This window comes from Methanobrevibacter sp., assembly GCF_045126245.1.
GTDB lineage: Archaea > Methanobacteriota > Methanobacteria > Methanobacteriales > Methanobacteriaceae > Methanocatella.
This window is the reverse complement of record NZ_JBGVOG010000056.1, coordinates 1-26,488: the sequence shown is the minus strand read 5'-3', so window position 1 is coordinate 26,488 and position 26,488 is coordinate 1. Positions and strand designations below refer to the sequence as shown.

Annotated in this window: 27 protein-coding genes; 10 read left to right on the top strand and 17 right to left on the bottom strand. The window is 34.3% G+C overall.

The features are described from left to right. Positions 1-320: 320 nt before the first annotated feature. Together ACJMLZ_RS04250 and ACJMLZ_RS04245 are read right to left on the bottom strand one after the other, a co-directional pair. Positions 321-962 (bottom strand): fibrillarin-like rRNA/tRNA 2'-O-methyltransferase, encoded by a 642-nt coding sequence (locus ACJMLZ_RS04250; protein ID WP_405304113.1) that lies wholly within the window; start codon positions 960-962, stop codon positions 321-323. A 3-nt stretch (positions 963-965) separates the two neighbouring features. Beyond that, positions 966-2,117: an NOP5/NOP56 family protein gene (locus tag ACJMLZ_RS04245; protein WP_405304112.1), complete on the bottom strand. Its 1,152-nt coding sequence runs from the start codon at positions 2,115-2,117 to the stop codon at positions 966-968. A gap of 116 nt (positions 2,118-2,233) precedes the next feature. Here ACJMLZ_RS04245 and ACJMLZ_RS04240 point away from each other — a divergent pair, with 116 nt between their 5' ends. The 5 genes from ACJMLZ_RS04240 to ACJMLZ_RS04220 are packed head-to-tail and all read left to right on the top strand — an operon-like array spanning position 2,234 to position 7,339. After that, the gene (locus ACJMLZ_RS04240; RefSeq protein ID WP_405304111.1) at positions 2,234-2,773 is read left to right on the top strand and encodes a glycosyl transferase; all 540 of its coding nucleotides are present in this window, start codon (positions 2,234-2,236) and stop codon (positions 2,771-2,773) included. Between the two features lie 36 nt (positions 2,774-2,809). After that, the gene (locus ACJMLZ_RS04235) at positions 2,810-3,721 is read left to right on the top strand and encodes a dihydroorotate dehydrogenase (RefSeq protein WP_405304110.1); all 912 of its coding nucleotides are present in this window, start codon (positions 2,810-2,812) and stop codon (positions 3,719-3,721) included. A 2-nt stretch (positions 3,722-3,723) separates the two neighbouring features. Next, positions 3,724-4,524 carry a dihydroorotate dehydrogenase electron transfer subunit gene (locus ACJMLZ_RS04230; protein ID WP_405304109.1) on the top strand — a complete coding sequence of 267 codons (801 nt, stop codon included), beginning with the start codon at positions 3,724-3,726 and terminating at the stop codon, positions 4,522-4,524. Positions 4,525-4,533: 9 nt separating this feature from the next. After that, complete coding sequence (locus ACJMLZ_RS04225) at positions 4,534-5,553, top strand: AI-2E family transporter (protein ID WP_405304108.1); 1,020 nt, start codon at positions 4,534-4,536, stop codon at positions 5,551-5,553. Position 5,554: 1 nt separating this feature from the next. After that, positions 5,555-7,339, top strand: a complete 1,785-nt coding sequence (locus tag ACJMLZ_RS04220) for a DNA polymerase domain-containing protein (RefSeq protein WP_405304107.1) — start codon at positions 5,555-5,557, stop codon at positions 7,337-7,339. Positions 7,340-7,389: 50 nt separating this feature from the next. On the opposite strand, the gene comC is transcribed toward ACJMLZ_RS04220, so the two are convergent. From comC to psmB, 4 genes are all read right to left on the bottom strand, one after another. After that, positions 7,390-8,418, bottom strand: a complete 1,029-nt coding sequence (comC, locus tag ACJMLZ_RS04215) for an L-sulfolactate dehydrogenase (RefSeq protein ID WP_405304106.1) — start codon at positions 8,416-8,418, stop codon at positions 7,390-7,392. 28 nt (positions 8,419-8,446) lie between these two features. Further along, a complete protein-coding gene (gene purM / locus ACJMLZ_RS04210; RefSeq protein WP_405304105.1) occupies positions 8,447-9,466 on the bottom strand; it encodes a phosphoribosylformylglycinamidine cyclo-ligase in 1,020 nt (339 codons plus the stop codon). Positions 9,467-9,536: 70 nt separating this feature from the next. Further along, a complete protein-coding gene (locus ACJMLZ_RS04205; protein WP_405304104.1) occupies positions 9,537-11,450 on the bottom strand; it encodes a beta-CASP ribonuclease aCPSF1 in 1,914 nt (637 codons plus the stop codon). A 131-nt stretch (positions 11,451-11,581) separates the two neighbouring features. Continuing rightward, positions 11,582-12,196, bottom strand: a complete 615-nt coding sequence (gene psmB, locus ACJMLZ_RS04200; RefSeq protein ID WP_303372551.1) for an archaeal proteasome endopeptidase complex subunit beta — start codon at positions 12,194-12,196, stop codon at positions 11,582-11,584. 188 nt (positions 12,197-12,384) lie between these two features. Between psmB and ACJMLZ_RS04195 the strand changes: the two genes are divergently transcribed. Next, positions 12,385-13,122, top strand: a complete 738-nt coding sequence (locus ACJMLZ_RS04195) for a class I SAM-dependent methyltransferase (RefSeq protein ID WP_405304103.1) — start codon at positions 12,385-12,387, stop codon at positions 13,120-13,122. Here the strand turns inward: ACJMLZ_RS04195 and cofG are convergent. The 5 genes from cofG to ACJMLZ_RS04170 all read right to left on the bottom strand — a co-directional run bounded on the left by cofG (position 13,109) and on the right by ACJMLZ_RS04170 (position 17,685). Then, positions 13,109-14,197, bottom strand: a complete 1,089-nt coding sequence (gene cofG, locus ACJMLZ_RS04190; protein WP_405304102.1) for a 7,8-didemethyl-8-hydroxy-5-deazariboflavin synthase subunit CofG — start codon at positions 14,195-14,197, stop codon at positions 13,109-13,111. The genes ACJMLZ_RS04195 and cofG overlap by 14 nt on opposite strands. A 2-nt stretch (positions 14,198-14,199) precedes the next feature. Then, the gene (locus tag ACJMLZ_RS04185) at positions 14,200-14,640 is read right to left on the bottom strand and encodes a DUF2120 family protein (RefSeq protein WP_405304101.1); all 441 of its coding nucleotides are present in this window, start codon (positions 14,638-14,640) and stop codon (positions 14,200-14,202) included. A gap of 11 nt (positions 14,641-14,651) precedes the next feature. After that, entirely contained in the window at positions 14,652-15,593 is a 942-nt protein-coding gene (mptA, locus tag ACJMLZ_RS04180) for a GTP cyclohydrolase MptA (RefSeq protein ID WP_405304100.1), read from the bottom strand. A 234-nt stretch (positions 15,594-15,827) separates the two neighbouring features. Next, entirely contained in the window at positions 15,828-16,304 is a 477-nt protein-coding gene (locus ACJMLZ_RS04175; RefSeq protein WP_292807033.1) for an Lrp/AsnC family transcriptional regulator, read from the bottom strand. A gap of 220 nt (positions 16,305-16,524) precedes the next feature. Then, positions 16,525-17,685: a tRNA (guanine(10)-N(2))-dimethyltransferase gene (locus ACJMLZ_RS04170; protein WP_405304099.1), complete on the bottom strand. Its 1,161-nt coding sequence runs from the start codon at positions 17,683-17,685 to the stop codon at positions 16,525-16,527. Between the two features lie 106 nt (positions 17,686-17,791). Here ACJMLZ_RS04170 and ACJMLZ_RS04165 point away from each other — a divergent pair, with 106 nt between their 5' ends. Further along, positions 17,792-18,898, top strand: a complete 1,107-nt coding sequence (locus ACJMLZ_RS04165) for a DegT/DnrJ/EryC1/StrS family aminotransferase (protein WP_405304098.1) — start codon at positions 17,792-17,794, stop codon at positions 18,896-18,898. A 24-nt stretch (positions 18,899-18,922) separates the two neighbouring features. On the opposite strand, the gene ACJMLZ_RS04160 is transcribed toward ACJMLZ_RS04165, so the two are convergent. Next, complete coding sequence (locus ACJMLZ_RS04160; RefSeq protein WP_405304097.1) at positions 18,923-19,228, bottom strand: MTH1187 family thiamine-binding protein; 306 nt, start codon at positions 19,226-19,228, stop codon at positions 18,923-18,925. 49 nt (positions 19,229-19,277) lie between these two features. Here ACJMLZ_RS04160 and ACJMLZ_RS04155 point away from each other — a divergent pair, with 49 nt between their 5' ends. Both ACJMLZ_RS04155 and sstT read left to right on the top strand, forming a co-directional pair. Further along, a complete protein-coding gene (locus ACJMLZ_RS04155) occupies positions 19,278-20,138 on the top strand; it encodes a TIGR00269 family protein (RefSeq protein ID WP_405304096.1) in 861 nt (286 codons plus the stop codon). Positions 20,139-20,155: 17 nt separating this feature from the next. After that, on the top strand, positions 20,156-21,397 hold the full coding sequence (gene sstT / locus ACJMLZ_RS04150) for a serine/threonine transporter SstT (protein ID WP_405304095.1): 1,242 nt from the start codon (positions 20,156-20,158) through the stop codon (positions 21,395-21,397). Positions 21,398-21,425: 28 nt separating this feature from the next. On the opposite strand, the gene ACJMLZ_RS04145 is transcribed toward sstT, so the two are convergent. The 5 genes from ACJMLZ_RS04145 to comB form a co-directional block, all read right to left on the bottom strand. Further along, positions 21,426-22,370 (bottom strand): calcium/sodium antiporter, encoded by a 945-nt coding sequence (locus ACJMLZ_RS04145; protein WP_405304094.1) that lies wholly within the window; start codon positions 22,368-22,370, stop codon positions 21,426-21,428. A 1-nt stretch (position 22,371) separates the two neighbouring features. Next, a complete protein-coding gene (locus ACJMLZ_RS04140; protein ID WP_405304093.1) occupies positions 22,372-23,694 on the bottom strand; it encodes a hemolysin family protein in 1,323 nt (440 codons plus the stop codon). Positions 23,695-23,717: 23 nt separating this feature from the next. Then, entirely contained in the window at positions 23,718-23,930 is a 213-nt protein-coding gene (locus tag ACJMLZ_RS04135) for a DUF1922 domain-containing protein (protein ID WP_405304092.1), read from the bottom strand. A gap of 66 nt (positions 23,931-23,996) precedes the next feature. Continuing rightward, positions 23,997-25,166 carry a TraB/GumN family protein gene (locus ACJMLZ_RS04130; RefSeq protein WP_405304091.1) on the bottom strand — a complete coding sequence of 390 codons (1,170 nt, stop codon included), beginning with the start codon at positions 25,164-25,166 and terminating at the stop codon, positions 23,997-23,999. 61 nt (positions 25,167-25,227) lie between these two features. Next, positions 25,228-25,917 carry a 2-phosphosulfolactate phosphatase gene (gene comB / locus ACJMLZ_RS04125; protein ID WP_405304090.1) on the bottom strand — a complete coding sequence of 230 codons (690 nt, stop codon included), beginning with the start codon at positions 25,915-25,917 and terminating at the stop codon, positions 25,228-25,230. Between the two features lie 36 nt (positions 25,918-25,953). On the opposite strand from comB, the gene ACJMLZ_RS04120 reads away from it, so the two are divergent. Further along, positions 25,954-26,472, top strand: a complete 519-nt coding sequence (locus tag ACJMLZ_RS04120) for a hypothetical protein (RefSeq protein ID WP_405304089.1) — start codon at positions 25,954-25,956, stop codon at positions 26,470-26,472. The last annotated feature ends 16 nt before the right edge of the window (positions 26,473-26,488 follow it).

Below are 26,488 nucleotides of genomic sequence, written 5' to 3'. Positions count from 1 at the left end.
GATTCAAGCATTAAAAAGTAATACTTTTCTAAATAAAATAAGAAAAATCGTCTTTAAAAATAAATCTTTTAAAAATAAGTATTTCAATAAAATAAGTTCATGCCTTTAGGCGTTAGTTAAATGGAGTGATTAATAGAGTGAATCAACCTAAAGGACGTTTAAATGAACTTTTATTTTATTTGCATTAGCATATTTTATATTTTATTTCATAGTATAAAAAGGTATTGGAGTAATACTTTTTTGGTGTTTTTGTAGTAATTTTTTATGTTTCTCATAGCTATTTTTTTTCCCATTTGCTATGTGAAATTACTTATTTTTTTTTAAAAATTTTTTTCCACTAAAAATGCGATATGGTCCTTTTCGTATGGTTCCAGTTTTACTTTTTCAACAATCTTAAAACCTTTTTCTTTCAATTTCTTCTCTTGTTCCTTGAATATCTTTTTAGGTTTTTGTACGACATCGATACTTCTGGCTTTTATCATTAAAAGACCCGCTCCATTATCCTTACAAAATAAGTTCATGTTTTTCATAAACAGTTCACTTTGATTTGGCTGGGCAACATCGCAGTATACTAAATCTGATTTTTCAACAATGTTCAGATATCCTTTGGGTTTGGTTGCATCACCTAAAATCGGAGAAATATTAAGCCTTTGACGTGAAAGTTGAACTAGTTTTTTGGCTGTTGTTGGTGAAAATTCAACCGCATATATCCTTCCATTGATTACAATATCTGAAATGTGGGAAACGGTTGTTCCGGTTGATGCACCTAAGTACAATACTTTTGAAGTGTCCAGAAGCTCCAGATTTTCTAATCCATTTAAAAGCGCAGCTGCTAGTTTGGAGCGTCTAGGATTCCATATCCTATATTCGTAATCTTCTATAATTAACTCTTCCCCATATACTGATATTCCAGGAGTTAAATTTTTAGTTGCAACATTTCCATCTTTATAATAAACTTTCATGGCCTATCTCCTTTTCTTTTTATTTTTTCCTTTTTTGCGCTTATTTTTTGTTTTAGACTTTTCTTCTTTTCTTTTTTTAGTTGTTTTTGTTGGAAATGGATTATTCTTTTCTATCTCTTCTACTTTTTGTTTAAATTCTTCTGCAACATTTTCATCTATTGTCTTAGTAAAAACATCTCTTCTAACGGCAAGGGATATTTTCCCGGCAAGCATTCTGGCAATTTTTCCCCTATTCCACCATTTGGCGCCACGAACCTGCGGATGTTGATATATTAAACCATATTTCGGAGGCCTGTCACCACTCTTCAAATGCCTAAACAATGCTTTTTCAGCACCCATAATCTGAACTGTGCTTGAAGGATACATTGCAAGGCGTTTTATTCCTCCGGCATGCGAAATCAATTTAGCACCCAATGTTGGTCCTACTAAAAGCCTTAAGTTTGGCGCTATGGATTCCATTTTATAATCAATATACTCTTCGATATTCCTTCTGGATTTCTGAAGTTCAAAGATGGAATTGGCATAATTGTTCATAATTTCCAAATCTTCGACGTTGATGTCATCTTCAAGATCAATAATGTTGTCCGGAAATGCATCAGGCTTTGCTTTAATGATTTCGTCTTTTGTTTTGTTTTGGGAAATCAGCTTAATATAGGTCTCATTGTTTTTGATAATGTCCATTTCGGGGAAATATAATGCATACCATTCCCTTATTCTTTCAATCAGTTTTGATATTGTTTCATCAATTTCATCAATGGAGTTAACTGCCTGAATTAGGTGTTTATCTTCGGAAGAGGACTCTTTTTTAATTTTATAAATTGCCAAGTTTTGATAGATTTCTGCAATTTCTTCGCTATTTAAATTAAATTGCTCATAGTTGTTTCTAAGGTATTCTCCACCTTGATTTGGTGTTTCAATTTTAATTTTTTCATTGCTGTAATCGGATAATCGTTTATTGGACTCGATGCTGATTTCATCATAATCTTTTGAAACTTCTTCGATTATCTCAAGCTCTTCCTTGACAATTTTTTTATCATTGATATCCGCCAATCTTTGGATTATCTCATCTTGGGGAAATAATTTTTCACAAATTAATTCATTATTTCCATTAAAAGCAAGATATCCTTTTATGCAGTAAGTTATATAACATTCCATGAATTAAAATATTTTTTTCATTTTTAATAAGTATTTTTATGTACAATAAAAAGATTTAATTTATTAGAAAATTAAAATAGTTTATAGAATTTAGTGCTATTTTTGGATTTGTAATTATGTCAAAGCAAAGTTTTAGAGATTTGAAGGATGAACTTGAGCTCAAAAATGCTGAAATTGATGAGCTTTATATGGAACTTGAAGCCAAGAAAGAAGAGATTAATAAATTAAAGCTTTATTCAACCAAATTAAAATATGAAAATAAGAATTTGGAGGATAAGCTGGATACAAAAATCGATTATGACAAGGCCAGAATGAATGAACTGGACGACCTTCAAGAAAAACTTAAGGAAAAGGACAGTATAATTGAGGACAAGCATGACCAGGTAAAATATTTGAGGTCGCTGATTGATGATTACAAACATCAGATAAGTTCAAATTCAGAAAATTTGGAACTTCAATTGAGAAAAATTTCCAAAACCTATGAGGATTTGCTTAAACAAAAAGATTCAATCATCGAAAAACAGGATGAGCAAATTGATAATTTAATAAAATCTAAAGAAGAGATAATTAAATCCAATAAAACCAATGTCATTAGCTTAAAATTACAAAATGAAAAATATCAGGAAATCATTGAAAAATTAACAAAAACTAATTAAATAATTAAAATCAGAAATAATACTTAGGTTGATATAATGTTGAAAACAAATGTTTGTGGAGTGGAATTTAGAAACCCCTTGATGCTTGCAGCAGGCATAATGGGAAGTAATGCTTCCTCTATGAATTGGATTTTAAAATCTGGTGCAGGAGGGGTGGTTTCCAAGTCTTTTTCCTTGAATCCTCATCCAGGTTATGTAAACCCTACAACTGTTGCGGTTGAAGGGGGCATCATTAACGCAATTGGACTTTCTAATCCGGGCGTTGAAAACTTCAAAGAGGAATTAAAAAAGATTGATCATGATAATAATGTTATAATAGCATCAATTTATGGAGCAACACCGGATGAATTTTCCGCACTGGTTGAAGAAGTTCAGGAACATGTCGACATGATTGAATTAAACATTTCTTGTCCTCATGCAATGGACGGTTATGGTGCCTCAATAGGACAGGATTGTAATTTGAGCCATACTATAGTTTCAGCTTCAAAAGATGCGGCTGATATTCCCATAATCGCCAAGCTAACACCCAATGTAACAGATATTACTGAAATTGCAAAGACATGTGAAGATGCGGGTGCAGATGCTTTATCTTTAATAAATACATTAGGTCCTGGAATGAAAATTAATATTGATGTCGCCCGTCCGGTATTGTCAAATAAATTCGGAGGCATGAGTGGTCGCGCAATTAAACCGATAGCCGTAAGAAACGTCTATTCAGTTTATGAGGCAGTTGATATTCCATTAATTGGCGTTGGTGGAATTTATACATTTGAAGATGTTGTAGAATTTATCTATGCGGGAGCCCGTGCAGTACAGATAGGTACAGCAATAATGGATGAGGGCGTTGAAGTATTTGAAAAGATTAATTGTGGTTTGGAAAAGTTCATGGCTGAAAAGGGATTTTCATCTATTGATGAGATGGTCGGAATCGCACATGGGGAGTTGTAAGAATGATTAATGAACCGAAAATTGTTGAGATTAAAGAAATTATTGATGAGACTCCTACAATCAAAACCTTCAAATTCGATTGGGACATGGATACTTTTGGCCGTCCGAATCCGGGCGAATTTATAATGGTCTGGAATTTTAAAAATGAAAAGCCAATGTCCATTTCACAAATTAATGATAATGAATTAGCCATCAGCGTTAAAAATATTGGGGAATTCACTTCCCAACTGCATGATTTGAATGTTGGAGACCAAATCGGTATTAGAGGCAGCTATGGTAATGGATTTGATAATTCATTTGAGGCAAGAAACATAATAGCTATTGGTGGAGGGGTCGGAATGGCTCCAATTAATGCGATTGCCAGTGATTTGGTTAAAAAAGCCAACAATGTTGATGTCATCTCGGCGGCGGTTACCAAAGATGAGTTGCTGTTTTCAGATTCACTTGAAAAATTAGGTGCAAATGTTCATAACTGCACTGATGATGGAAGTTTTGGATTCAAGGGATTTGCCACTGACTGTTTAAGGGAACTGCTTAAGGATTCTTCTTATGATTACGCATTTGTTTGCGGGCCTGAAATAATGATGAAAGGGATTTTTGATATTCTTGAAGATGCAAAAATACCTGCCCAGTATTCACTTGAAAGATACATGAAATGCGCATTGGGCGTATGCGGACAATGCTGTGTTGACAGTGAAGGTTGGAGGATTTGCGTTGAAGGTCCTGTTTTTGAAAATGATAAAATTAGTAAGATTACTGAATTTGCAAAATATAGAAGGGATGCTTCCGGTTTAAAGTATTAAGGTGATAAAATGGGAATTGACATTAAAGAGCATTTAACTCCACCGGTATTGTTGATAATATTTTTGTTGGTAGTTTCTTTAATGATAATATTTCCTGTGCTGAATATGGTTATTCTAGGAGCTATCTTGGCTTATGGTATCAAGCCTGTGGCCTGTAAAATACAATCCCGATTAAAATATCAATCACCGTCTATTTTAATTGCAATGATTGTAGTGTTGATACCACTCTTCCTATTGGTTTTTTATATAATATTTGAAATTTCCACATTTGTAACATGGGTTTTAGCTGACCATCAAACTGCAGGTTTGTTTACGGGTTTAGACCAAATTTCCACATATTTGCCTAATGGCGATGTAAGTTCTATCAATTCATACCTTGAAAATGCCATTAATAATGTGGGAAGTTATATTTTAAACTACACTGTCAAATTTTTAAGTAAATTCGCTAATATTATTTTAGATTTGTTTATTTTGGTCTGTTCTGTATTCTATTTTATTCGTGATGGAAACAACTGTTTGAATTTTGTTAAATCATTTGTTCCTGATGATTCAAAAAAGTTTTTTGATAATACTGTTGAATCAGTTAAGAATGTTTTAAAAAGCATATTCTACGGACACTTTTTGACTTCATTAATCATAGGTATTTTCGGATGTATAGGTTATTCTATTCTAGGATATCCGTTTGGAATATTTTTAGGTGTACTGACAGGAATACTTCAGCTGATTCCTGTGTTCGGGCCTTGGCCAATTTATTGGGCTTTGTTTTTCATAGATTTGGCTACCGGAAATTACACCAGAGCAATAATTGTATTGTTGTTTGGATTTTTCCTAAGCACTATTGATATGTATATTCGACCGGCGTTATCCAGCCATTATGCAGATGTCCATCCATTAATATTGTTAATCGGATTTTTGGCAGGGCCTTTGGCCTATGGCATTGTCGGTTTTATTGTCGGACCGTTAATTTTGGGAATAACTTATGCTGTTTTGGACAGCTACAGAAATGAATATCTTCTCGGTGATGAGTAATATGGAAAGGAATGTTGTTATTTTGGATATTGATTACGTTACATATGAAGATAAGCCAGTAATTCGTTTGTTTTCAAAGGATGGGGATAAAAATGTAATTTTATTGGATGATACATTCGAACCGTATTTGTATGTTGTTTCAGATGATATTGATGAGTGCATGTCCAGAATCCAAGAAAATTTGGATATAGTTTCCGTTGAAAAAGTAGTTAAAAAAGATTTTCAAATTGAAAAGGAATTCATTAAGGTTACTTTCATCCATCCTCAGGAATTGGCAAAAAACAGGGATAAGCTAAGGGATATTGAGGGTGTTCTCCAAATCAGAGAGTTTGATATTCCATTTTATAGGAGATACCTCATGGACAGGGATGTCATCCCTATGACTGAAGTGATAGCAATTGGGGAAGAACTCGATTCATTTCTTAATCTTGACGCCAAAGAACAGGATATTCAGATTATCAAATTAACTGAAAGATTAAGGCGTGTTGAGGAATATCCTCAAAAATTCAGAATTTTAAGCTTTGACTTGGAAGTTAGAAATCCTCATGGGATGCCCAATTCCGAAGAAGATGAAATTATCATGATTGGGGTTGCAACCAATTTCGGTGTTAATCAGGTCATATCCACAAAAACAAATTCAAAAGACCGGGATAATTTTGTAAATCAGGTCACAAGTGAAAAAGAGATGATTGAAGAATTTACAAGGATCATTAAGGAAAATAATGTTGACATCATTGTAGGTTACAATTCAGATAACTTTGACTTCCCATATCTTAAGGACAGGGCTAAAATTTTAGGTGTCGATTTGGATATCGGCATGGATGGATCTGAAGTTAGATACATTAGGCGAGGATATGCTAATGCAGCTTCCCTTAAGGGTTTGATTCATGTGGATTTATATCTTGTAATGAGAAGATACATGACCTTGGAGAGATATACCCTTGAAAGAGTTTATTATGAACTGTTCGGTGAAGAGAAAATCGATGTTCCTGGAGAAAAAATCTGGGAGTTCTGGGATAATGGGGGAGAAGAGTTGGATAATCTTTTCGATTATTCTCTTGATGACGTAATTTCCACTTTAAAGATAGCTGAACAAACATTGCCACTTAATTTAGAACTTACCCGTATTATAGGTCAACCATTATTTGATGTAAGCCGTATGGCTACTGGCCAGCAGGCCGAATGGTTTTTAGTCAAACAGGCTTATTTTGATGATGAAGTTGTTCCGAATAAGCAGGGTTCTAATTTTGCTGACCGTGCCAATGCGGAAGATAACGAGGGAGGATATGTCAAAGAGCCTGAGACAGGCCTTCATGAAAACTTGGTTCAGTTCGACTTTAGAAGTCTATATCCAAGCATTATTATATCTAAAAACATATCTCCTGATGTGATGGTTTTGGGGGATGTTGAAGATGAAGATGAATATAATATTTCACCGGAGCACGGTTTAAAGTTTAAAAAGACTCCTCAGGGTTTTATTCCATCTGTTATTGATAAAATTTTACAGGAAAGATTTAGAATTAAGCGTGAAATGAAAGCCTGTGAAGATGAAACTGAGAAAAAGGCTTTGGATGTACAGCAGCAGGCCATCAAGAGATTGGCGAATACTATGTATGGTATTTACGGTTTTCCTAGATTTAGATGGTATTCTTTTGAATGTGCAAAAGCAATCACATCTTGGGGAAGGCAATATATTAAATCATCAATTAAAAAAGCAGAGGAATACGGATTTTACACCATATATGCCGATACCGACGGTTTTTATGCGAAATATAAAAAGGAATAATATTCATTCGCCACTATTTTTAAATAAAAAAAGAATTTGAAGAATAAAAATTATTCTTCTATGTAGGAATCTATGTCAATATCTAAATTGTCACAGATTTCTTTTAACTGTTCATATAGTTTTTCATCAATTGCAATACCATTAGCTTCAGCTTCAGCTATTCTTTTCACTTCTAAATCTCCAGGTATTGCAACAGTTTCGCCTGTTGCTCTGATTTGAGAAACAAAGTCTTCAGTATGAGCTACAAACTCTCCAAAGTCTCCAAATTTGGACGGATCAATTACAACATATAAATCCCCTTTAGTACAGTCTTTATCTGGTGAAGCAGTACCGGTTACACCATGACCATATCCTGCCTGTACTAATGGGCCTGTTAAAATTTCAATCAATGCTGCAAGAGCATATCCCTTAAATCCTCCAAATGGTAATATTGAGCCTTCAAGAGCAGCTTCAGGGTCGTTAGTTGGATTTCCATCTTTATCTAATGCCCATCCATCAGGCAAATCTAAACCTTTTCTTTTTGATTCAATAATTTTTCCACGTGCAGTAACTGAAGTTGCCATATCTACTGTAATGTAAGTTTCAGATGGAATACCTAATGCAAGTGGATTGGTCCCGATTAAAGGTGTTTTCCCGCCTAATGGGGCAATTGCAGGGTCAGTATTTGCAAGCACTAATCCAATACAATTTTCTCTTAATGCTAAATCAGAATAAAAACCAGTTACTCCAAAGTGATTTGTATTATGCACACCAACGCATCCAATTCCCACATCTTTAGCTTTTTTAATGGCTAATTGCATTGCTTTATATGATACTGCTTGTCCAAAACCACTATTACCATTAATCAAAGCGATTGCTGGTGTTTCTTTTTCAATGACAATGTCATCTTCAAGGTTTATTGTTCCTGCTTCGATACTAATTAAGTATTGCGGGAATCTGCCGAGCCCATGTGATGTAAATCCTTTTAAATCGGCATCGATTGTTGCTTCAGCAACGTATTCACTATCTTCTTCACTGGCTCCTAATTTCTTTAATATCTCCTTTACAAGAGCTATTTCTTTATCCTTCATTATTTTCATTTACACACGCCTCTTAATTATTATCAAATCAGTATTCTATTTCGGATCCTTCAAAAGCTTTAACTTTTATTTTTTCATCATCGGTTACTTTTCCAATAATTTGACAGTTACAATATTCTTTTAAAGTATCCATAATCGCTTCAGATTCATTTTCCTCACAGATTACAACAAAACCGACACCCATATTAAATACTTTATACATCTCTTTTATGTCGACATTTTGTTCATAAATGAGTTTAAATATTTCCGGCACATCCGGAAGGTCAGTTATTTCATAGCCCACACCTTTTTTCAAGCGTCTGAGGTTTGTAAATCCTCCTCCGGTGATATGTGCAAGCCCATTAATATTATATTCTTTTTCAAATAATGCTACAATAGGTTTAACATATAGTTCAGTTGGTCTTATTAACTCTTCACCGACAGTTGTTTCACCATTTGGCATTTTATCGTCAACAGTAAAACCGGCATCATCAAATAATGCTTTCCTTGCAAGACTGTATCCATTTGAATGAATACCGTTACTTTCAATACCAATCAACACATTTCCCGGCTGGATGTTTTCACCGGTAATGATTTTATCGATATCTACAAACCCAATTCCGGTACCTGCCAAATCAAAATCTTTAATAATTCCCGGAAGTGATGCTGTTTCACCACCGATGATTGCAATTCTTGATTCTTCAGCACCTTTTACAAGACCTTCAGCAATTTCGGAAGCTCTTTCAGGGTCTGGTTTTTCAACAGCAAGATAATCCACCAATGCTATTGGTTCTGCTCCAACACATAGAATGTCATTAACTACCATGGCTATGCAGTCTATACCTACTGTATCGTATTTATTCATCATTTCTGCAATTAAGATTTTACTTCCAACACCATCTGTACTCATTGCAATAGCCTTATCGCCTAATTTCACTAAAGCAGCATAATGACCACTGTCTGTAATAATATCTCTACATGATAATGTTGATTTTAGTTTATCAGCCAATTTTGAAACAGTAACTGCTTCAAGGTCTATATCAACACCAGATTCTGAATAAGTAACCATTTTAACACCTATAAACATTATTTTTATACAATATATTTTTGTTTTACAAAGTATTTAATTGTTTTTTCAATTAGTGTATTCTGACACAATCTAAATTGATTGGAGTTTTGGTTTCAATTTTATAACTTCTATGAATGGAAGACGCTAAATCTACGGCCTTATATGGGTCTCCATGGCATGTAATGACTTTTTCAGGTCTTGGATTAAGTCTTTTAACATATTCCATCAATTGTCTTCTGTTTGAGTGTCCACTAAATCCATTGATTGTTTTTATTTCCATTTTCACAATGAACTGTCTGGTTCTACCGTCTTCATCTTCAAGAGGTATTTCTTTCCAACCTTTTTGGACTCTTCTACCCATTGATCCTTCAGACTGATAACCAACAAATATTAATGTATTTCTTTCATCTTCACATAACCATTTGAAGTATTCCACGGAGTTTCCTCCAGTTAACATACCTGAAGTGGATAATATAATTGCAGGTTGTCTGCTTTCAACAATTTCTTTCCTTTGGTCGTGATTTTGAACTTTTTCAAACATTTCTGAGACAAATGGGTTTCTTCCCATGTGGAAGATTTGGTCTCTTAAGTCTTTACTTAGATATTCAGGCCTTGCAGTATGGATAGCTGTTGCTTCCCAAATCATACCGTCAATATAGATAGGCACTTCCTCAATTAATCCATGTCTCATATATTCTTCCAAAACAACCATAAGCTCTTGTGCCCTTCCCACGGCAAATACTGGAACCAATACTTTTCCGCCACGTTTGAGTGTTCTGTAGATGGTTTTCATCATTTCTTTTTCAGCATTGTTTCTGGAAGGTTGCACGTCTTCTTTTCCACCGTATGTACTTTCCATAATTACTGTTTCAGCACGTGGGAATCTGATTGTTGCAGGTTCAAGCAATCTTGAAGGTTCATATTTGAAGTCTCCTGTATAAACTAGGTTATGGGCTCCGTCTCCAATGTGCATATGGGATATTGCTGAACCTAAGATGTGTCCTGCATTGTGCAAAGTCAATCTTATATCCGGAGAAATGTCTGTTACTTCCCCATAATCCAAGGTAATTGTATTTTTGATAGCTTGCTTTACATGTTTTGATGTGAATGGTAAAGGATTTCCTTCCCTGTGAGCTATATCCAAGTGGTCAAATTGCAAAAGTGTTGTCAAATCTCTTGTTGGGGTTGTACAGTAAACAGGCCCTTCATATCCGTAATGGTAAAGGTAAGGTACAAATCCGCAATGGTCTAAGTGAGCGTGAGAAATGATGACTGCATCCAATTCCTCAATTGAAAATTCGGGTGCATTCAAGTATGGGAATGCAGTTTTATTATCTGATGCAGCAACATTAACACCACAGTCCAATAAAACACGACTGTTTGGTGTTTGTAAAAGCATTGATGAACGTCCCACTTCCTTAAATCCGCCCATGGAAGTGACTCTGGCCCAATCATTAGGGTGTTTACTGCCTTGGTGGATTTGGCGTCCGAGACGTTGCAACATTTTTTTCCTTTCTTTACTGCTATTCTTTTGGATGGTTCTGATTTTTCCAATGATGTCAGAACTAATCGGTGGGGTTCTTAAAATTTTAGGAGCCCATCCGGTATTTTTGACAATATTCCTGGATGTTACACCGTATTTTCCAATAACTAATCCTGGCTTTTTAGCGGTGATTACCACTTCGCCAGTAACTGTATCAAAATAAATATCAGTAATTTCCGCGCCGTCCGGAACAATTTCATGGATTTTGTTTATTGTATCTTCCGGTTCGAGTAATGCGCATTTGTCAGATCGAATAATAATTCTTTTTCTAAGCTCTTTTGCAAGTGATCTTATAAGATCGCCATTTTCAGTTATGATTTCCGGATTTTTGGTATAAACTACAACTTCAGGTCCTTCAAATTCAACTTTTGAAACCTGAATTTCATTTGGTAGCTTTTGTAAAATCTCTTTTTTGATATCTTCTAAAATGTCTGAAGTCATATAATCCCTTCAAAAAAAGTTTGTGTAGTAAAATAGTTTACAAAAAGCTTTAAGCTATAACTAGTTAAATTTCATAAACTACCTACACTATGTTATATAAAAAAATAGTTAGTCATGAAAAATTAGCTTACTTATATTTTTTCTAGAATCTCATTAATTTTTTCATTATCTAACATTTCAAAGCCGTTTGCATCAACTTTAGCCACTAAATATCCGTTACCGGAATATGTGTCACGTTCTGCAGCAGCTCTAATAGCTCTTATAGCTATTTCAATTCCTTCATCGGTTGTTAAGTCATCTCTAAATCTGTCTTCAAGAACACCGTATGCAACGATAGAACCTGATCCAGTTGAGATATAGGTATCTTCAATCATTCCACCAGCAGGGTCTAATGAGTAAAGAGATGGTTTGTCGCCGTCCATTCCACCAAGCAATGTCTGAACATACATTGGTCCTGAACGCAATATGTTTGCAGTTAATGATGCAGCAGCTTTAACACTGATATCATCATTGTTTCTCATTTGGTAAAGAGAAACTTCTGCTTCAATAACTTTCATTAAACTTTGTGCATCTCCTACAGATCCAGCAATGGTGGTTACAATGTGATCATCAATTTTAAATATTTTTTCTGCGACTTTGTGAGCTACTAAGTTTCCCATACTAGCTCTTCTTTCGCTTGCAAATACAACTCCATCTTTACAGGTAATTCCGACGGTTGTTGTACCTTCTAGTATTTTATCATCCATTTAAATACACCTCATATAGTATTTAAAATATATCTTATTTCAACTACTTTTTAGGTTGAATATTATAAAATCATTTAACATATTTTATATTAATTTTTATTTAAAATCAGAATCAATTATTAGTATAAACTAACAATATTAATATTATCTATTTGCATATATAAACTTTTCTTTTAAAGGTGAATACATTGAAATGGAAATTAATAGGTGATATCTTAATCCTGGATAAAAGCTTTCATTTTGAATCAATTGAAGAGTTGGAAAGTTTATCTAAAAGGCATAATGTGAAAACAATAATGAAAATAGACCACATCCAGGGAACCAAAAGGGAACCGGTATATAATATTCTCTACGGAAATGAAACAGAAACAATAAACAAGGAAAACGGTTGTTTGTTCAAACTCGATTTGGCAAGGGTAATGTGGTCTAAAGGCAATAATAATGAAAGGTTGAGAATAGCCAAATTGGTTGAAGATGGGGAAACTGTTTTGGACATGTTTGCCGGAATTGGATATTTTTCAATACCTATTGGAGTTCATTCTAAAGCCAAAAAAATCTATTCCATTGAGATAAATCCCAATTCCTATTTTTATTTGAATGAAAACATCAAACTAAATAAGTTGACAAACGTCACTCCAATTTTAGGCGACTGTATGGTTCATACTCCAAAATATAAGGCTGACCGTATTGTGATGGGATATGTCAAGACAACTCATCATTATCTGAAAGTGGCTATTGACAGTTTAAATGAAGGTGGAATCCTGCATTATCATGAAACGGTTCCCGAAAAATTAATGCACACCAGACCGGTTGAGAGGATAATCTCTCAGGCAGGAAATCGTGATGTGGAAGTATTGAAAATAAATAAAATAAAAAAATACTCTCCTGGTGTGGAGCATGTTGTTGTTGACGCTAGGATAAATTAGCTATTTTTTCCAATAGACAGTCGTTTAACCATTCGGCATTGATGTATTTTTCATAAACGCATAATCGCTCTATCAATTCAAATCCGGCATCATTTGTTAAGCTTTCAAGCTCATCAATCCCCGGCCATGGTGAGGTAATGTTGACGAAGTCAGGGCTCACTGGTGAAACTCCTCCCCAATCATCTGCACCGCATAATAAAAATATCTGCGCAGTATCGTTATTCAGATTAGGCGGAACTTGTATGCTCACATCAGTGTCCTTGAACACTAAGGATCCTGCAATAACTGTTCTAATCATATCTAAAAAGCTCGGTTCGGCCCAATTTTCCATTTCGATTCCTGGAATTGGGGTAAAGTTTTGAATAATTACTTCCTGAATATGGCCATATTCGTCATAAATGTCCTTAATTGCAAGCAATGATTCGGCTATTTCCTCTTTTGTCTCGCCAATTCCTATTAGAATGCCTGTTGTGTAGGGGATTTTAAGTTTTCCTGCATTGGATATGGTCTCCAATCTTAAAGTCGGATCTTTCCCGGGGCTTTTATTGTGTGCCGGCAGTTCCATCAGTCGTTTTGATGAATTTTCAAGCATCAGACCCATTGAGGCATTAACTTCTTTTAATCTTTTCAAATCGTCATAACTGAAATTTCCGCCATTGGTGTGCGGCAGCAGGCTGGTTTCATTTAAGGTCATTTGACAAACATCAACAATGTACTCTATCATTTTGTCATAACCAAATTCCCGCAATCTTAATTTTACAACATCCTCTTCATCAGCATCTTCACCAAAAGCGAACATGGCTTCTTTACAGCCATATTTTTCCGCTTCTTTTAAATCTTTCAGGATTTCATCTTTGGTTTTTAAAATAATTGCTTCAGGATTATCTGGACTTTTCTTAAAATTACAGTATCCGCAGTCGTTTCGGCAGATTTCAGTCAAGGGTATAAAAATATTTTTAGAATAAGTAATAAGATTATTCTCCCTATATTTTGCAGTTTCTGCCATGAATTGAATAATTTCGCTGTCAGTTGCATTTAATATAGTGAGAATTTCTTCTTTAGTTAAGTTTGACATATTCACTCTTCACGTTCTGAAACGGTAACTTCCACATAAAGTGGAGGTAGTTCATTTTTGTCTTCCCAAATGGCAATAATCACATCAAAACTTGGAAGTTCAAAGATTTTGTATGCAACTACAAGGCCCATTGATTCCAATTCTTCTTTAACTCTTATGAATCCTCTGTTATCAATGTCTCCTGTAGTAATGTTGATTTCTTTTATATGTTTGTCTCCTGCTTTGAGAATTTTTTCCACTTCTTCGGAAGTTGCTTCTAATTCAGTTCCGCCAAGTATTTCTCCAATTTCTGAAAGTTTTGAATCAAACTCGTTTAGCGGTATAACTTTTCTTGATTTTCCTCTTACAATTAGAATCCGGTCATTATTAATCGCAGGTCTGGAACCTTTGAATGAATCAAAAAAGCCCATTACTTCGCCTGCAATTTCATAAGTTTTTCTCATTAAATCATATCCTATTGAATATTCAATTCTTCTTTTAATTCGCCCATTGTTGTTACTTTTTCAGCGAATGCATTGTGCCTGTGGATACTTTCATGGTTTTCCTGACGTGCTGTTATCAAGGTGTCATCAGGGAAATCAGAGTATTTGTTTGCTATTTTTTCCATCATGTTTCTAACACAATCTTCAACAAACACAGGTTTTCTATGTGCGTTTAACACGGTTGCATTTTCATCAGGCCTTTTCAATAATTCACAAACTGGTGAACTCATTGCAGTTTCGATAATGTCGATGAAATCTTCTGCTTTCACAATTTTATCTTCTGGAACTTCCATTAATAATGTTCCTACTCCCCTCTGATTGTGTGAAGCAAAAGTAACGGTGTCTAGAACTTTTTGTGTAGTTTCTTCATCTAAAAATTCTAATAATTTATTTTTATCGGATTCTTTTACAGATTCTTGAGCACATGGGCAGACAGTCATTCCAATAACTTCAGCGCCGATACTTTTTCTGATGCTGACAGTTCCATCATCATCTCTTAAACCAACGGCTTTTGCTATTAATTTAGCCATTTCTTGGGTTTTGTTTTTAGTCACTGGAGACTCTCTCATAAACATGAAATCAGTTGTCATTGATATTTCAACACGTTTTGCATATTCGTGTTTAGTCATCATGCAATCAACAATTTTTGCACATAATGATTCAACATCTACTGTGGAATCTTTAGCAACAGTTTCAAGAACTTCACTGATAGCTTCAGGATTTCTAGACATGTGCACACCTTTTTGGTCATTTGGCAAGTCCACAAATGCATCAAATGTAGGTAGCAAAATTATAGGTCTTTTGTTTGTTCTTTCTAACTGCAATAATTTCTTTACTCCTGTTACACCTACTCTTGTAAGTTTAATAGGTATGCTTGGAGTGTCATCTTGGGTGTCGGGTAAGCATACTGCCAATTTTATAACCTCTAAAATTTAATTAAGTATTACTATTTATTATTGTCTTTATATTTATACATTAAAGATTTTTTTGATTTGAAAATGTATTTTTTGCCAATTAATTTTGATAATAAAATAAAAAATTGAACAGTAAACTATATTAAAATTGATAGTTTTTTAAAAAAAGCGGTTTTAAAATAAATATTATGTTAAGCAGTTGTTTGGTTTCAACTGCTTTAAAATTCAATAATTTTATAAAATGTTTGAAGATCCCATATCTTCTTTAATCACGTCAAGAACTGTTTGTGTGTATGTTCTTTCTATAATAGGGTCTTTTAATAATTCCTTAATGAATGCGTTCAATTCATTGGTGTTTCTGAATTTTGCAATTAAAAATGCATCATATTCTCCAGTAACATCATAGATTCCAACAACATTCTTGTTAAAGAAAGTTTTTTCTTCCCAGTTTTTAAGTTTTCCACCTTTAACTCTTACTCCAATAATTGTGGTTAAAACGAATCCGAGCTTTTCGTGGTCGATAACTGGTGAAAATTTCTTGATTACTCCTGATTTTACCATTTTGTCTATACGGTTGTGTACAGTACCCACAGAAACATCTAAACTACGTGAAATTTGCCTATATGATGTTCTTACATCTTCATTAATGATTTTCAAGATGTTAATATCTGTGTCGTCAAGTTTTACAACATTGTCTTTTGTTTTTACCATATGATCACTTCAGTTTTAATTAACTAATTTAAAATAATTATTAATATATACTTATTATTATTGCTTTATATTATTTAAAAGTTTACATATTTTTTATTAATTTAAAGGTTATTTTTCATTTTTTATGATGTTTTTCTGGGAAATATGTATATTATTAGGAAATTTTTAAAATTTTAATTTATAATGGATTATTTTATCATAAAATTTCAAATTATTGTAACTATTTTGATAATTTAATTAGAATACTTTTTATTTCTTCAATATTTGCATCAGTTTTTATACCTAATGGATTATAATGTGTTTTAATGGCAATGAATCCTTCATTTTTTATCTCTTCAAAAATCAAATCGAGCTTTGGAGCACTTATTTTTAGAGATTTGCAAATTGAATGCACATCAAAAAATGTAACTGGAGCATTTGCTTCATTAAGGCAGCTATTAAGTAATTTTAATGCTTCTTTTTCAGTATTTATTTTTTTATGTTCAGTTTCTTCAATCATCTTTTGGATAAATTCCTTGTTTTGAATATCTCCCAGCCATAACGGTCCGGCGTGGGTTAATTTTTCACCGCAGATGGGGCAGGTTTCTTCAACGGCGCTGGCAAGTCCATAACTTGTCTGTCTGTGAAGGCAGTTGCTGCAATGGCTGATGTAACCTATATTTTTTAAAGTCTCATCGCTCTTTTTTGAACCTTTTTCAATTTTTATGTACAGTCTCATGTAGTGTTCAGTGCTGTGGGACATTTTTATATCGATGCATTTTGAATATTTTGCAAGAGTGAGTGCAACAAAACCGGCTAAAATTCTGATTCCATTCTCATGGCAATATTCGCTTTTGTAAGGTTTGGCATTGTATTTGCGGATGCATGGTTCCTTATAAGTTCCGCACAATGCAGAAGTGTCTGTTGCGGTAACACATAACAATGAATTTCTGCGAGCACAGTATCCTGCAGAATCCAGGAACGGTGACGGTGTTCCGAAAGGATCAATGTCAATCACATCGAATTCTCCACGTTTCATTCTCAAAAACATGCTTGCATCATGCTGATACACTTCAATATTTTCTAAATTGTTCAATTGGATGTTATGTTTTTCATATTCATTGGCTAATTCGCTGATGTCATTAATTGCAACGTTGTCCACTCCATCAATTTCATTTTTATAACGGATTCCACGTATTCCGCTACCTCCAAATAAATCGCAAATGTTGATTTCTCTATTTTCTTCATTTTGGAATACCTGGATTGCAAGAATAGACAAATCTCTGTTCAGTTCCATGTGAGGATTATAAAAAACAGGTGCTTCAGATGAAACCTTATCAAATTCAGGGAATTCAATTTTTGTCAGTCCTTCTTCAATTCTTTTTATTTTATATTCGTCCATTAGTTCTCACTCATAAATTCTTTTGTTGATTATGTAATGTTTTAAATATTATTAGATTTAAATATTAGTATATAATTAATCTAATTTCTATAATTTGGTGATAATTGTGTCAGAGATTAAAGTTCCTATTGCAAAACCGATAATCGGCGAAGAAGAAATAGAAAATGTAGTTGAAGTTTTAAAATCAGGGATGATTGCTCAAGGACCTAAAGTAGCAGAATTTGAACAAAAATTTGCTGAATGGGTTGGGGCAAAATACGGTATTGCAGTCAATTCAGGTACTGCAGCATTGCATGTCGCTTTATTGTCTTGCGGCATTGGAGAAGGTGATGAGGTAATTACTACTCCATTTACTTTCATTGCAAGCGGAAATGCAATTGTGTACACTGGTGCAAAACCTGTTTTTGCCGACATCGATTTAAAAACTTATACGTTGGATCCAGATTCTATAGAAGAGTTAATAACTGAAAATACTAAAGCTATTTTGCCTGTTCAGTTATATGGTCAGTCTGCAAACATGGATAAAATCAATGAAATCGCTAGAAAACATGGTCTGATTGTTATTGAAGATGCTGCTCAAGCTCACGGAGCAACTTCTAACGGTAAAAAGGTAGGCAGTATGGGAGATATGGCATGCTTTAGTTTTTACCCAACCAAAAACATGACTACATCTGAAGGAGGAATAATCACCACAAACGATGAGGATTTGGCTGAAAACGCCAAAATATTCAGGGCACATGGAGCTACTGTAAGATATCACCACGATGCAATAGGATATAACTTTAGGATGACTGATATTTCAGCAGCAATTGGGCTTGCACAATTAGATAAAATTGATGAATTCAATGAGAAGAGAATTGAAAATGCAGCATATTTAAATGAAGGATTAAAGGATGTTGAAGGTGTTGTCACACCATATTGCGCATATGATTCAAAACATGTATATCACCAATACACAATTCGAGTTGAAAAGGGAAATCGTGATGATTGGGTTGATATAATTAATGAATGTGGTGTTGGAACAGGAATTCACTATCCGATTCCATTATACAACCAACCAATCTATAAGTCATTGGGTTATGATGGTGATTGTCCTAATGCAGAACTTGCGGCTAAAAATGTTATTTCACTTCCGGTTCATCCTTCATTAACAAAAGAAGATTTGGATTTAGTAATTGAAGCGGTTAAAACCGCCTCTGAAAAATTATGTTAGTTTTCAAACTAACTTTTCTTTTTTTTATTTCAGCATTTTTTCGACGGTATCAACTTTAGCGTCTAATGTTCTGTTTTCAAGATCTCTTCTGTCATCTATTTTTATCACGGTGTAAACCCTGCCGATTCCAAGTTCAAAAATAGCTTCCTGGGCTTTGGCTATGGCTTCGTATAATTCAGTTAAATTTTCCGCTTCAATTTGTGTTCCCATTCCGGTCAATTGATAGTTAAGTCCAGAATCTTTAATTGATTGAACTGCAGCGGTTACATAATCCTTACATTCTGTTGTTTCGGTTCCGACAGGCAATATTGCAAAATCACATGTAATCATAATATCACTAGTAAAATTATTTATCTATCTTTTTATAAATTACTTTGTAATGGCAAAATTAAACAAAGAAGAATTCAATGAGAAAATCTTTACAAGAATCAATAATCTGATTTCTGATTATAACCTAATCAAGGAAAATGAGCTGATTGCAGTTGCATTGTCCGGTGGAAAAGACAGCATATTGACTTTGCATGCTTTGAAAAATTATCAGAATTATTTGAACTTTGATTTGGTGGCTATCAGTGTTGATGAAGGGATTGAAGGTTATAGGCAACACGGATTGGATTCAGCCATTAAAAATGCCGATGAACTGGGCATTGAACTTGTTCAAAAGTCATTCAAACAGGAAGAGGGGTTTGCACTTGATGATATATATGAGGATTTTAAAAGTGCATGCATCCCTTGCGGAGTATTTAGAAGAAATATTTTAAATAAAACCGCTTATGAATTGGGTGCTGTAAAAATAGCTACTGGTCATAACCTGGATGATGAAATTCAATCCTTTCTAATGAGTTTTGCTAGAGGAGATACAATCAAATTCTCCAAATTCGGTCCTGAACTTGACGTTATTCATCCTAAACTGGTTCCAAGAATCAAGCCGTTATGGAATACTCCGGAAAAGGAAGTTGGAATGTGGGCCATTTTGAACAATATTGATATCCATTTGGACGAATGTCCATATTCTCATTTGTCTTTGAGGGCTAAAATTAAAGAGTTTTTAAATGTCAGTGAAGATAGGTATCCTGGAGTTAAAAATAATGTGATGGAATCATTTCAAAAGATTTTGACTTTTGAAAATGATATTTCCACAAGCCTTAATGAATGCAGCGTTTGTGGTGAGCCGACTTCGTCTAATATTTGTAAGGCCTGTGAATTAAAAGAATCAATAAATTCAAAAACAATAAATTAAGCTATAGGGGTATAAAATTGGATTTTATTAAAAAATGGACAGAATCTAGTCTTGTTTTGAAAATTTTAATGGGATTGGTTATTGGTGGTATTTTAGGAGTTCTTGTCCCTGAGTGGTCCATTATAGGTTTTCCTGGGGAGATATTTGTAAATACTCTCAAAGCTATTGCTCCAATTTTAGTTTTTATTTTAGTGGCATCCGCTATTTCTAAAGCAAAATCCGGAATTGGTTCCAAATATAAAACAATCATCTTAATATTTTTATTAACTAATTTCGTAGCTGCGATGGTTGCGGTTATTGCTTGCAATTTATACCCCGTATCTATCCATTTGTCTTCTATAAGTAGCACCACTCCTCCGGGGGAGTTTGGTGAAATAGTATATGACATGGTTTTAGGAATATTTTCAAATCCCATAACCGCTTTATCCGAGGCGAATTATTTAGGGATTTTGTTCTGGTCAATAATTATCGGCATTGCATTGAGGATGGTTGCTACCGACACCACAAAAGATGTTATAGATGACATCGCTGAAGTTTTTACAAAAGTGGTGAATATCATTATTCAATTTGCGCCGATTGGGGTTATGGGTTTGGTATTCACTTCGGTTTCTGAAAGCGGTTTAATTATTTTTACACAATATGGTCAATTGATATTGTTGATTGTCATATGCATTCTTGTTGTTGCTTTTATTGTCGATCCGTTAATTTCATTTTTATTTTTAAGACGTAATCCTTACTCCTTATTATTAATATGCTTAAGGGAAAGTGCTATTACAGCATTCTTTTCAAGGAGTTCTGCAGCCAATATCCCTATAAACATGCGATTATGTGAAAGACTAGGATTGGATCGGGATTTATTTTCTATCAGCATTCCATTAGGTTCAACAATTAACACGGATGGTGCCGCAATTACAATTACAGTTATGACTCTTGTTACTTGCTACACTCTTGGAATTTCACTCTCCCTGCCGCTTGCAATTGTTTTATGCATCATTTCTACATTAGCGGCATGCGGCGCTGCAGGTGTGGTTGGAGGATCATTATTGCTTATACCTATGGCATGTTCAATATTTGGTATTTCTCAAGATATTTCCATGCAAGTTGTTGCAGTTGGATTTGTAATAAGCGTTGTTCAAGATTCATTCGAAACAGCACTCAACTCTTCCAGCGATGTATTTTTTACCGCGACTACTGAGTATTATTATAGAATAAAAAATGGAGAATCATTAAATTACCTTGGTGAATTCGCAAAGAAATGATTCTTCCTTCTTAGTTTTAGTTTAATAATTAATTTCTGAGAATTGCGAAAGCCATATACACAATGAATAATGTAACTAGAATCGCACCCTCTCTTTTATCAAATTTGTCTTGTGTTTTACCGAATATGAAGCATATTACAGTTACGACCACCATAAATATGACATCTATCAACATGCTTGATTCTAGAGGTATTGAACTTATTGCGCTACTTGCTCCGAGTACAAATAAAATATTGAAGGTGTTTGAACCAATAACATTTCCTATCACCAGCTGATTTTCTCCTTTCTTTAAAGCGGTAAGTGATGTTACAAGTTCCGGTAAAGATGTGCCTATTGCCACAATGGTTAAACCTACCAAAGTTTCACTCATTCCAAGTGCAATTGCTATATCTGAAGCGCTGTTTACAACCAAATCTCCACCAAGCACAATTCCTATAAGACCAACAATTATAAAAATAATGCTTTTTGGAAGGCTCAATTTAGGTTTTTCAACGACATCAGCATCTTCTGATTTTCTTGCAGTAAATATGAGATAAATTATGTATAAAATTAATATGATTAATAAGATTATTCCTTCAATACTGCTTATATCCCAACCGATTAAGATAAATGCCGCAAACAGTAATGTGATGCCCACTAGAAACGGCAGGTCTTTATTCAATGTATTTTTTTCCATTAACAATTCGCCAAGCAGCGCTGATAATCCGATAACCATTAAAAGGTTAAACATGTTACTTCCAATCACGTTACTTACGGCCATTGCATTGCTTCCGGTAATTGAAGATGTAATGGAAACTGCCGCTTCCGGCGCGCTTGTTCCGAATGCAACGATTGTAAGTCCAACAATAATTGTTGGTATTCTTAAAAGAGAAGCGATACTGCTTGCCCCATCAACAAAAAAGTCGGATCCTTTAATTAAGAATACGAATCCAACAAGCAATAATACAATTTGAATAATTATTGAAAAGTCCATATTATTTACCTTCTTTAATTTCTTCCTGAGGACCCAAATCAGTTACGAGAACCTTATCGATTTGATGTCCGTCAATGTCTATAATTTCGAATATAAATCTTCCGCAGTCGTATTTGTCTTCTTCGTCAGGTATTGTACCGCTTATGCTTAAGATGAATCCTGCCAATGTGGTATAGTTGTCTTCCTCTTCATCAGGCAAAGGCTCTTTAAAGTCAAACAATTTTTTAAACTTGTCAATAGGGTATCTTCCATCTATTAACCATGTGCCGTCGAGTCTTTGGATTGCTTTAGGTTCATCTTCTTCATCAATTCCAGGAATGTCCCCCACAATTCCTTCAAGCAAATCGTTTAATGTAATAAGACCTTCAACGCTTCCGAATTCATCAACAACAAGGGACATGTGAACATATTCTTGGTTTTCTTTGAATTCTTTCAATAATTCTAATGTTTCAAGGTGTTCGGATACAACTAAAGGTTCTTTTACAATCTTATGAACATCAAATTCATCGCCACTGAACATCACGGAGAGAATATCTTTTGCCTGGACAACCCCTATGAAATCATCAAGCTCTCCGGATGCAATTGGGAAAATTGACCTTTTACTCTCAATGATTTTGACTTTGTTAACTTCTCTGTCATCTTCCAAATCAATCCAGATGATTTCGTTACGGGGGGTCATGATGGATTCAACTTTTTGGTCATCAAGTTTGAAGACCCTTTTGATGATGTCTTCCTCTTCCTGTTCAATTGTTCCATCTTCCCTTCCCTCTTTAATCATGAGTTCTATTTCCTCTTCAGTAACAATATCATCGTTTCTGTTTTCGATTCTCAGTAACCATAAAAGAAAACTGCTTGATTTTGCAAGAATGAAGCTCACAGGTTTTGAAATTTTTGAAAGGAGTACCATGCTTTTAGCTACTTTAAGGGAAACCTTTTCCGGGTCATTTAAAGCAATTACTTTAGGAACAATCTCCCCAATAACTAAAGTCAGATAGGTAGTCACGATAACAACTATTGCTACACTTATAGGTTCACTATAAGGTACAAAAGAAATCAATTTGCTGAGCGGTTCGGCTAAAGTTACTCCACCGAAAGCCCCAGTCAATACTCCAATAAGGGAAATTCCAATTTGGACTGTTGATAAAAATTCATTCGGATCTTCCAATAAATCAAAAACAATTTGAGCGTTTTTATTTCCTTCTTCTAAATATTTTTGCATTTTCGCTTTTCTTATGGATACCACAGCCAGTTCGGCCATTGACAAATATCCTGTAAGTATTATTAATATTAATATTATAATTATCTCGAGTGTCGTTCCAATCATTTTTAACAAACCATTAAAACTAGTTATAACTCACTGGCCCTCATAAAGCCAGTGTTACCATATATCTTATCTTGCATTTCCTGGACTGCTAGTGATGCATCTTCTCTTGTCACTGCTTTTTTAAATATTCTCCTTGATTTGACTTTTATGGTTTTGCCGCAGACGCATTTCCTGGTGGCAACACCTTCTTTTGCATATAATGCACGACCGCAGTCGCAACGAAATATTAAATACATGATTATTTTTCCATTTAAAATTAATTTTAATAATAGTATATTGAAATATATTATATAAAATTTTCACTATCCGCCAAACAATTTCATGAATAATGGTATGAAAACCTGTGAAGGTAAGATTACTAAAGTTGCAATGCTCACTCCCAAATTGGTTCCGATAACAACCAATAGAATTCTGAAAATGTTGTTATGCCATAAATCCTTGAAACTTTCTATATTGGCCAAACTTTGAATATCCCTTTTTCTCACTTTCCTGAATTTAGCCTCGGTCAGACCTGAAAACCAGCCTGCAGCAAGCAATGGGTGGATAATGGTTAGTGGGGCCACTACTCCCCCGACAATTGCTGACTGGATTTTGGATCCTGAAAGAATGGATCCTACAAATCCCATAATCATACTTATTGCAATGAATTCATAGATATTTCCGGTTATGTTTATCCCATTAATATAAGCCAGAAAAAATATCACAACAAATGTGATGGGAATCAATGCAAGGATTATTTTAGTCCAAGGGATTCCACCTTTATTTTCTATGCTTTCCAATTCGTGAATCGGAGGCAATGTTTCAGGGTTATCTAAAAATTTTTCAATTCCGGGTTTGTGTCCTGCCCCTACAACTGCAATAACATGGTCTTGGGGGATTTGAAGAATTTTTCCTGCAAGATAAGCATCCCTTTCGTGAACAAGAACTTCATGAACGCTTGGGGCTTCATCCTTAAACATTTCCATCAAATCATCAAGATTATCGGGATTTTTCAAATCTTCAATATCTATTTCATCATCATCGTCCATGCCAAAAATGGATGCAATAAGGCCATATACAAACTTGGCTTTTTCCATAAATCCCATTTTATTTAAGGCTCTTTGCAATGTTGTGCCGATTTCCCTATCGATTAAAGCTATTGGTATTTCTAAATCTTCGCATGCTTCTATTGCGCCGACCATCTCTGAGCCCGGTTTTACATCAACATCGGCACCGACTTTTGACTGGAAATATCCAAGAAGTGTTGTTGTTAAAAATAAGCCTACTTTATTTTCTTTTATGATTTGAGTAACAGATATTGTGTCATCCTCTTCTATGCCCATCATCTCTTTTTTTAATCTAATGTATCTTCCTTGATCAAGCTCAATAGCCACAACATCGGGATGTTGTTCATAAATTGCATCTTTCACTTCATCAACACTTTGGGATGATACGTGAGCGGTTCCAATTATTGTTAAACATTCTCTTTTCATTAAAAAAACACTTCTTTATTTGATTGTATTATCTAATATTATAGAATAACAATATATAAACTTAATCTTTAATTAAAGTCAATTCATTATTCTTATAGGTTGCTACATTTTCAGTGATGTTTTTTGTAAAGCAGCGTTCAATATCTTTTTTATAACCTAGTTTTGTCAAACGCTTACCTGAAGCGCTGTTGAAAAATCCATCTTTCACGGATTCATAGTCTCTGCTGGCCAATATTGCCGCTCTTGCATAGTCATTTATTTCATAACCGTCCAAGTTTTGGCAAATCCAATAAAGTATTTCTCCTGACGCTAAAAAATCTTCAAGTGCAAAATTTCCTCTAACTCCCGCCATAACAACATCTATATGTGAACTGGCCATTTGTGTGCTTTTCTCAGCAACTGCTTTTGCATTCACCATGCATCCAACAAGAATGGTCGAGTCCATGTTTTCCAAAATTCTTGTTCCGTTGCTTGTTGTTAATAGGAGTGTGTCCTTATCAGTTTCATAATTTTCCACTTCTTGAGGAGAATTGCCCATATCAAACCCTTCAATCATTTCTCCGCCACGTTCTCCAGCAACGACTCCATCATATTCCTCTTTTAATTTCAATGCTTCCTCTGGAGTAAAGCAGGGTATAATTCTTTTGAAATTGTTTAAGCCAAGTGTCATTGTTGTACTTGCCCTAAGCGCATCCACCATTATCGATACATCCTTTGTTGATGTGGCCTCAAAACTCAATGTCACTTTCATGAAGTAATTTATATTAAATAATTATATAATAATATTATGAAAATTGTCACAACACCCATGTGTGAAGAGATAGTGAAACTTGCGGGAATTTCAGATTATGTTGTAAATAAACATCCTACTTGTGAAGATGGGGATTTTGCTATTCTACTTTCTGAGAGTAAGGTTGAAATGGATGCTTTGCCCATAAAACTCAATACTCCTTCACAAATTTTTGAAAGCATTAAAAAAGTTTCAAGAATCGCTCAAAATGACCTGTCTGATGAGGATATCAAAGAATTTTTTAGGGGATATGATCTTTCCTGCAAATATCTGAATTCTGATTTTAAAAGGGATATTGATGTTAAGGTATACTCTGAATTTTTAAAGGATATTGTTTTAGATATGGGATTTAATGTAGTTGAGGATAATCCGGATTTTGTAGTTTATCCGGATTATTTGAAGGATAAAGTATTGGAAAAGGATAATTTAGTTGAAATACCGTCTCACAGTTTTGTTTCTGCTAATCCATTTGAGCGAATTGAGGCAAGATATTCAATTTTGGAAAATTTAATATAGTTAGAAATAAAGATTT

Bases quoted from the DNA above. Each gene is read 5' to 3' on its own strand.
- ACJMLZ_RS04250 (WP_405304113.1), bottom strand. From the start codon at position 962: ATGAAAGTTTATTATAAAGATGGAAATGTTGCAACTAAAAATTTAACT.
- ACJMLZ_RS04245 (WP_405304112.1), bottom strand. From the start codon at position 2,117: ATGGAATGTTATATAACTTACTGCATAAAAGGATATCTTGCTTTTAAT.
- ACJMLZ_RS04240 (WP_405304111.1), top strand. From the start codon at position 2,234: ATGTCAAAGCAAAGTTTTAGAGATTTGAAGGATGAACTTGAGCTCAAA.
- ACJMLZ_RS04235 (WP_405304110.1), top strand. From the start codon at position 2,810: ATGTTGAAAACAAATGTTTGTGGAGTGGAATTTAGAAACCCCTTGATG.
- ACJMLZ_RS04230 (WP_405304109.1), top strand. From the start codon at position 3,724: ATGATTAATGAACCGAAAATTGTTGAGATTAAAGAAATTATTGATGAG.
- ACJMLZ_RS04225 (WP_405304108.1), top strand. From the start codon at position 4,534: ATGGGAATTGACATTAAAGAGCATTTAACTCCACCGGTATTGTTGATA.
- ACJMLZ_RS04220 (WP_405304107.1), top strand. From the start codon at position 5,555: ATGGAAAGGAATGTTGTTATTTTGGATATTGATTACGTTACATATGAA.
- comC (WP_405304106.1), bottom strand. From the start codon at position 8,418: ATGAAAATAATGAAGGATAAAGAAATAGCTCTTGTAAAGGAGATATTA.
- purM (WP_405304105.1), bottom strand. From the start codon at position 9,466: ATGGTTACTTATTCAGAATCTGGTGTTGATATAGACCTTGAAGCAGTT.
- ACJMLZ_RS04205 (WP_405304104.1), bottom strand. From the start codon at position 11,450: ATGACTTCAGACATTTTAGAAGATATCAAAAAAGAGATTTTACAAAAG.
- psmB (WP_303372551.1), bottom strand. From the start codon at position 12,196: ATGGATGATAAAATACTAGAAGGTACAACAACCGTCGGAATTACCTGT.
- cofG (WP_405304102.1), bottom strand. From the start codon at position 14,197: ATGTCAAACTTAACTAAAGAAGAAATTCTCACTATATTAAATGCAACT.
- ACJMLZ_RS04185 (WP_405304101.1), bottom strand. From the start codon at position 14,640: ATGAGAAAAACTTATGAAATTGCAGGCGAAGTAATGGGCTTTTTTGAT.
- ACJMLZ_RS04175 (WP_292807033.1), bottom strand. From the start codon at position 16,304: ATGGTAAAAACAAAAGACAATGTTGTAAAACTTGACGACACAGATATT.
- ACJMLZ_RS04170 (WP_405304099.1), bottom strand. From the start codon at position 17,685: ATGGACGAATATAAAATAAAAAGAATTGAAGAAGGACTGACAAAAATT.
- ACJMLZ_RS04160 (WP_405304097.1), bottom strand. From the start codon at position 19,228: ATGATTACATGTGATTTTGCAATATTGCCTGTCGGAACCGAAACAACA.
- ACJMLZ_RS04155 (WP_405304096.1), top strand. From the start codon at position 19,278: ATGGCAAAATTAAACAAAGAAGAATTCAATGAGAAAATCTTTACAAGA.
- ACJMLZ_RS04145 (WP_405304094.1), bottom strand. From the start codon at position 22,370: ATGGACTTTTCAATAATTATTCAAATTGTATTATTGCTTGTTGGATTC.
- ACJMLZ_RS04140 (WP_405304093.1), bottom strand. From the start codon at position 23,694: ATGATTGGAACGACACTCGAGATAATTATAATATTAATATTAATAATA.
- ACJMLZ_RS04135 (WP_405304092.1), bottom strand. From the start codon at position 23,930: ATGTATTTAATATTTCGTTGCGACTGCGGTCGTGCATTATATGCAAAA.
- ACJMLZ_RS04130 (WP_405304091.1), bottom strand. From the start codon at position 25,166: ATGAAAAGAGAATGTTTAACAATAATTGGAACCGCTCACGTATCATCC.
- comB (WP_405304090.1), bottom strand. From the start codon at position 25,917: ATGAAAGTGACATTGAGTTTTGAGGCCACATCAACAAAGGATGTATCG.
- ACJMLZ_RS04120 (WP_405304089.1), top strand. From the start codon at position 25,954: ATGAAAATTGTCACAACACCCATGTGTGAAGAGATAGTGAAACTTGCG.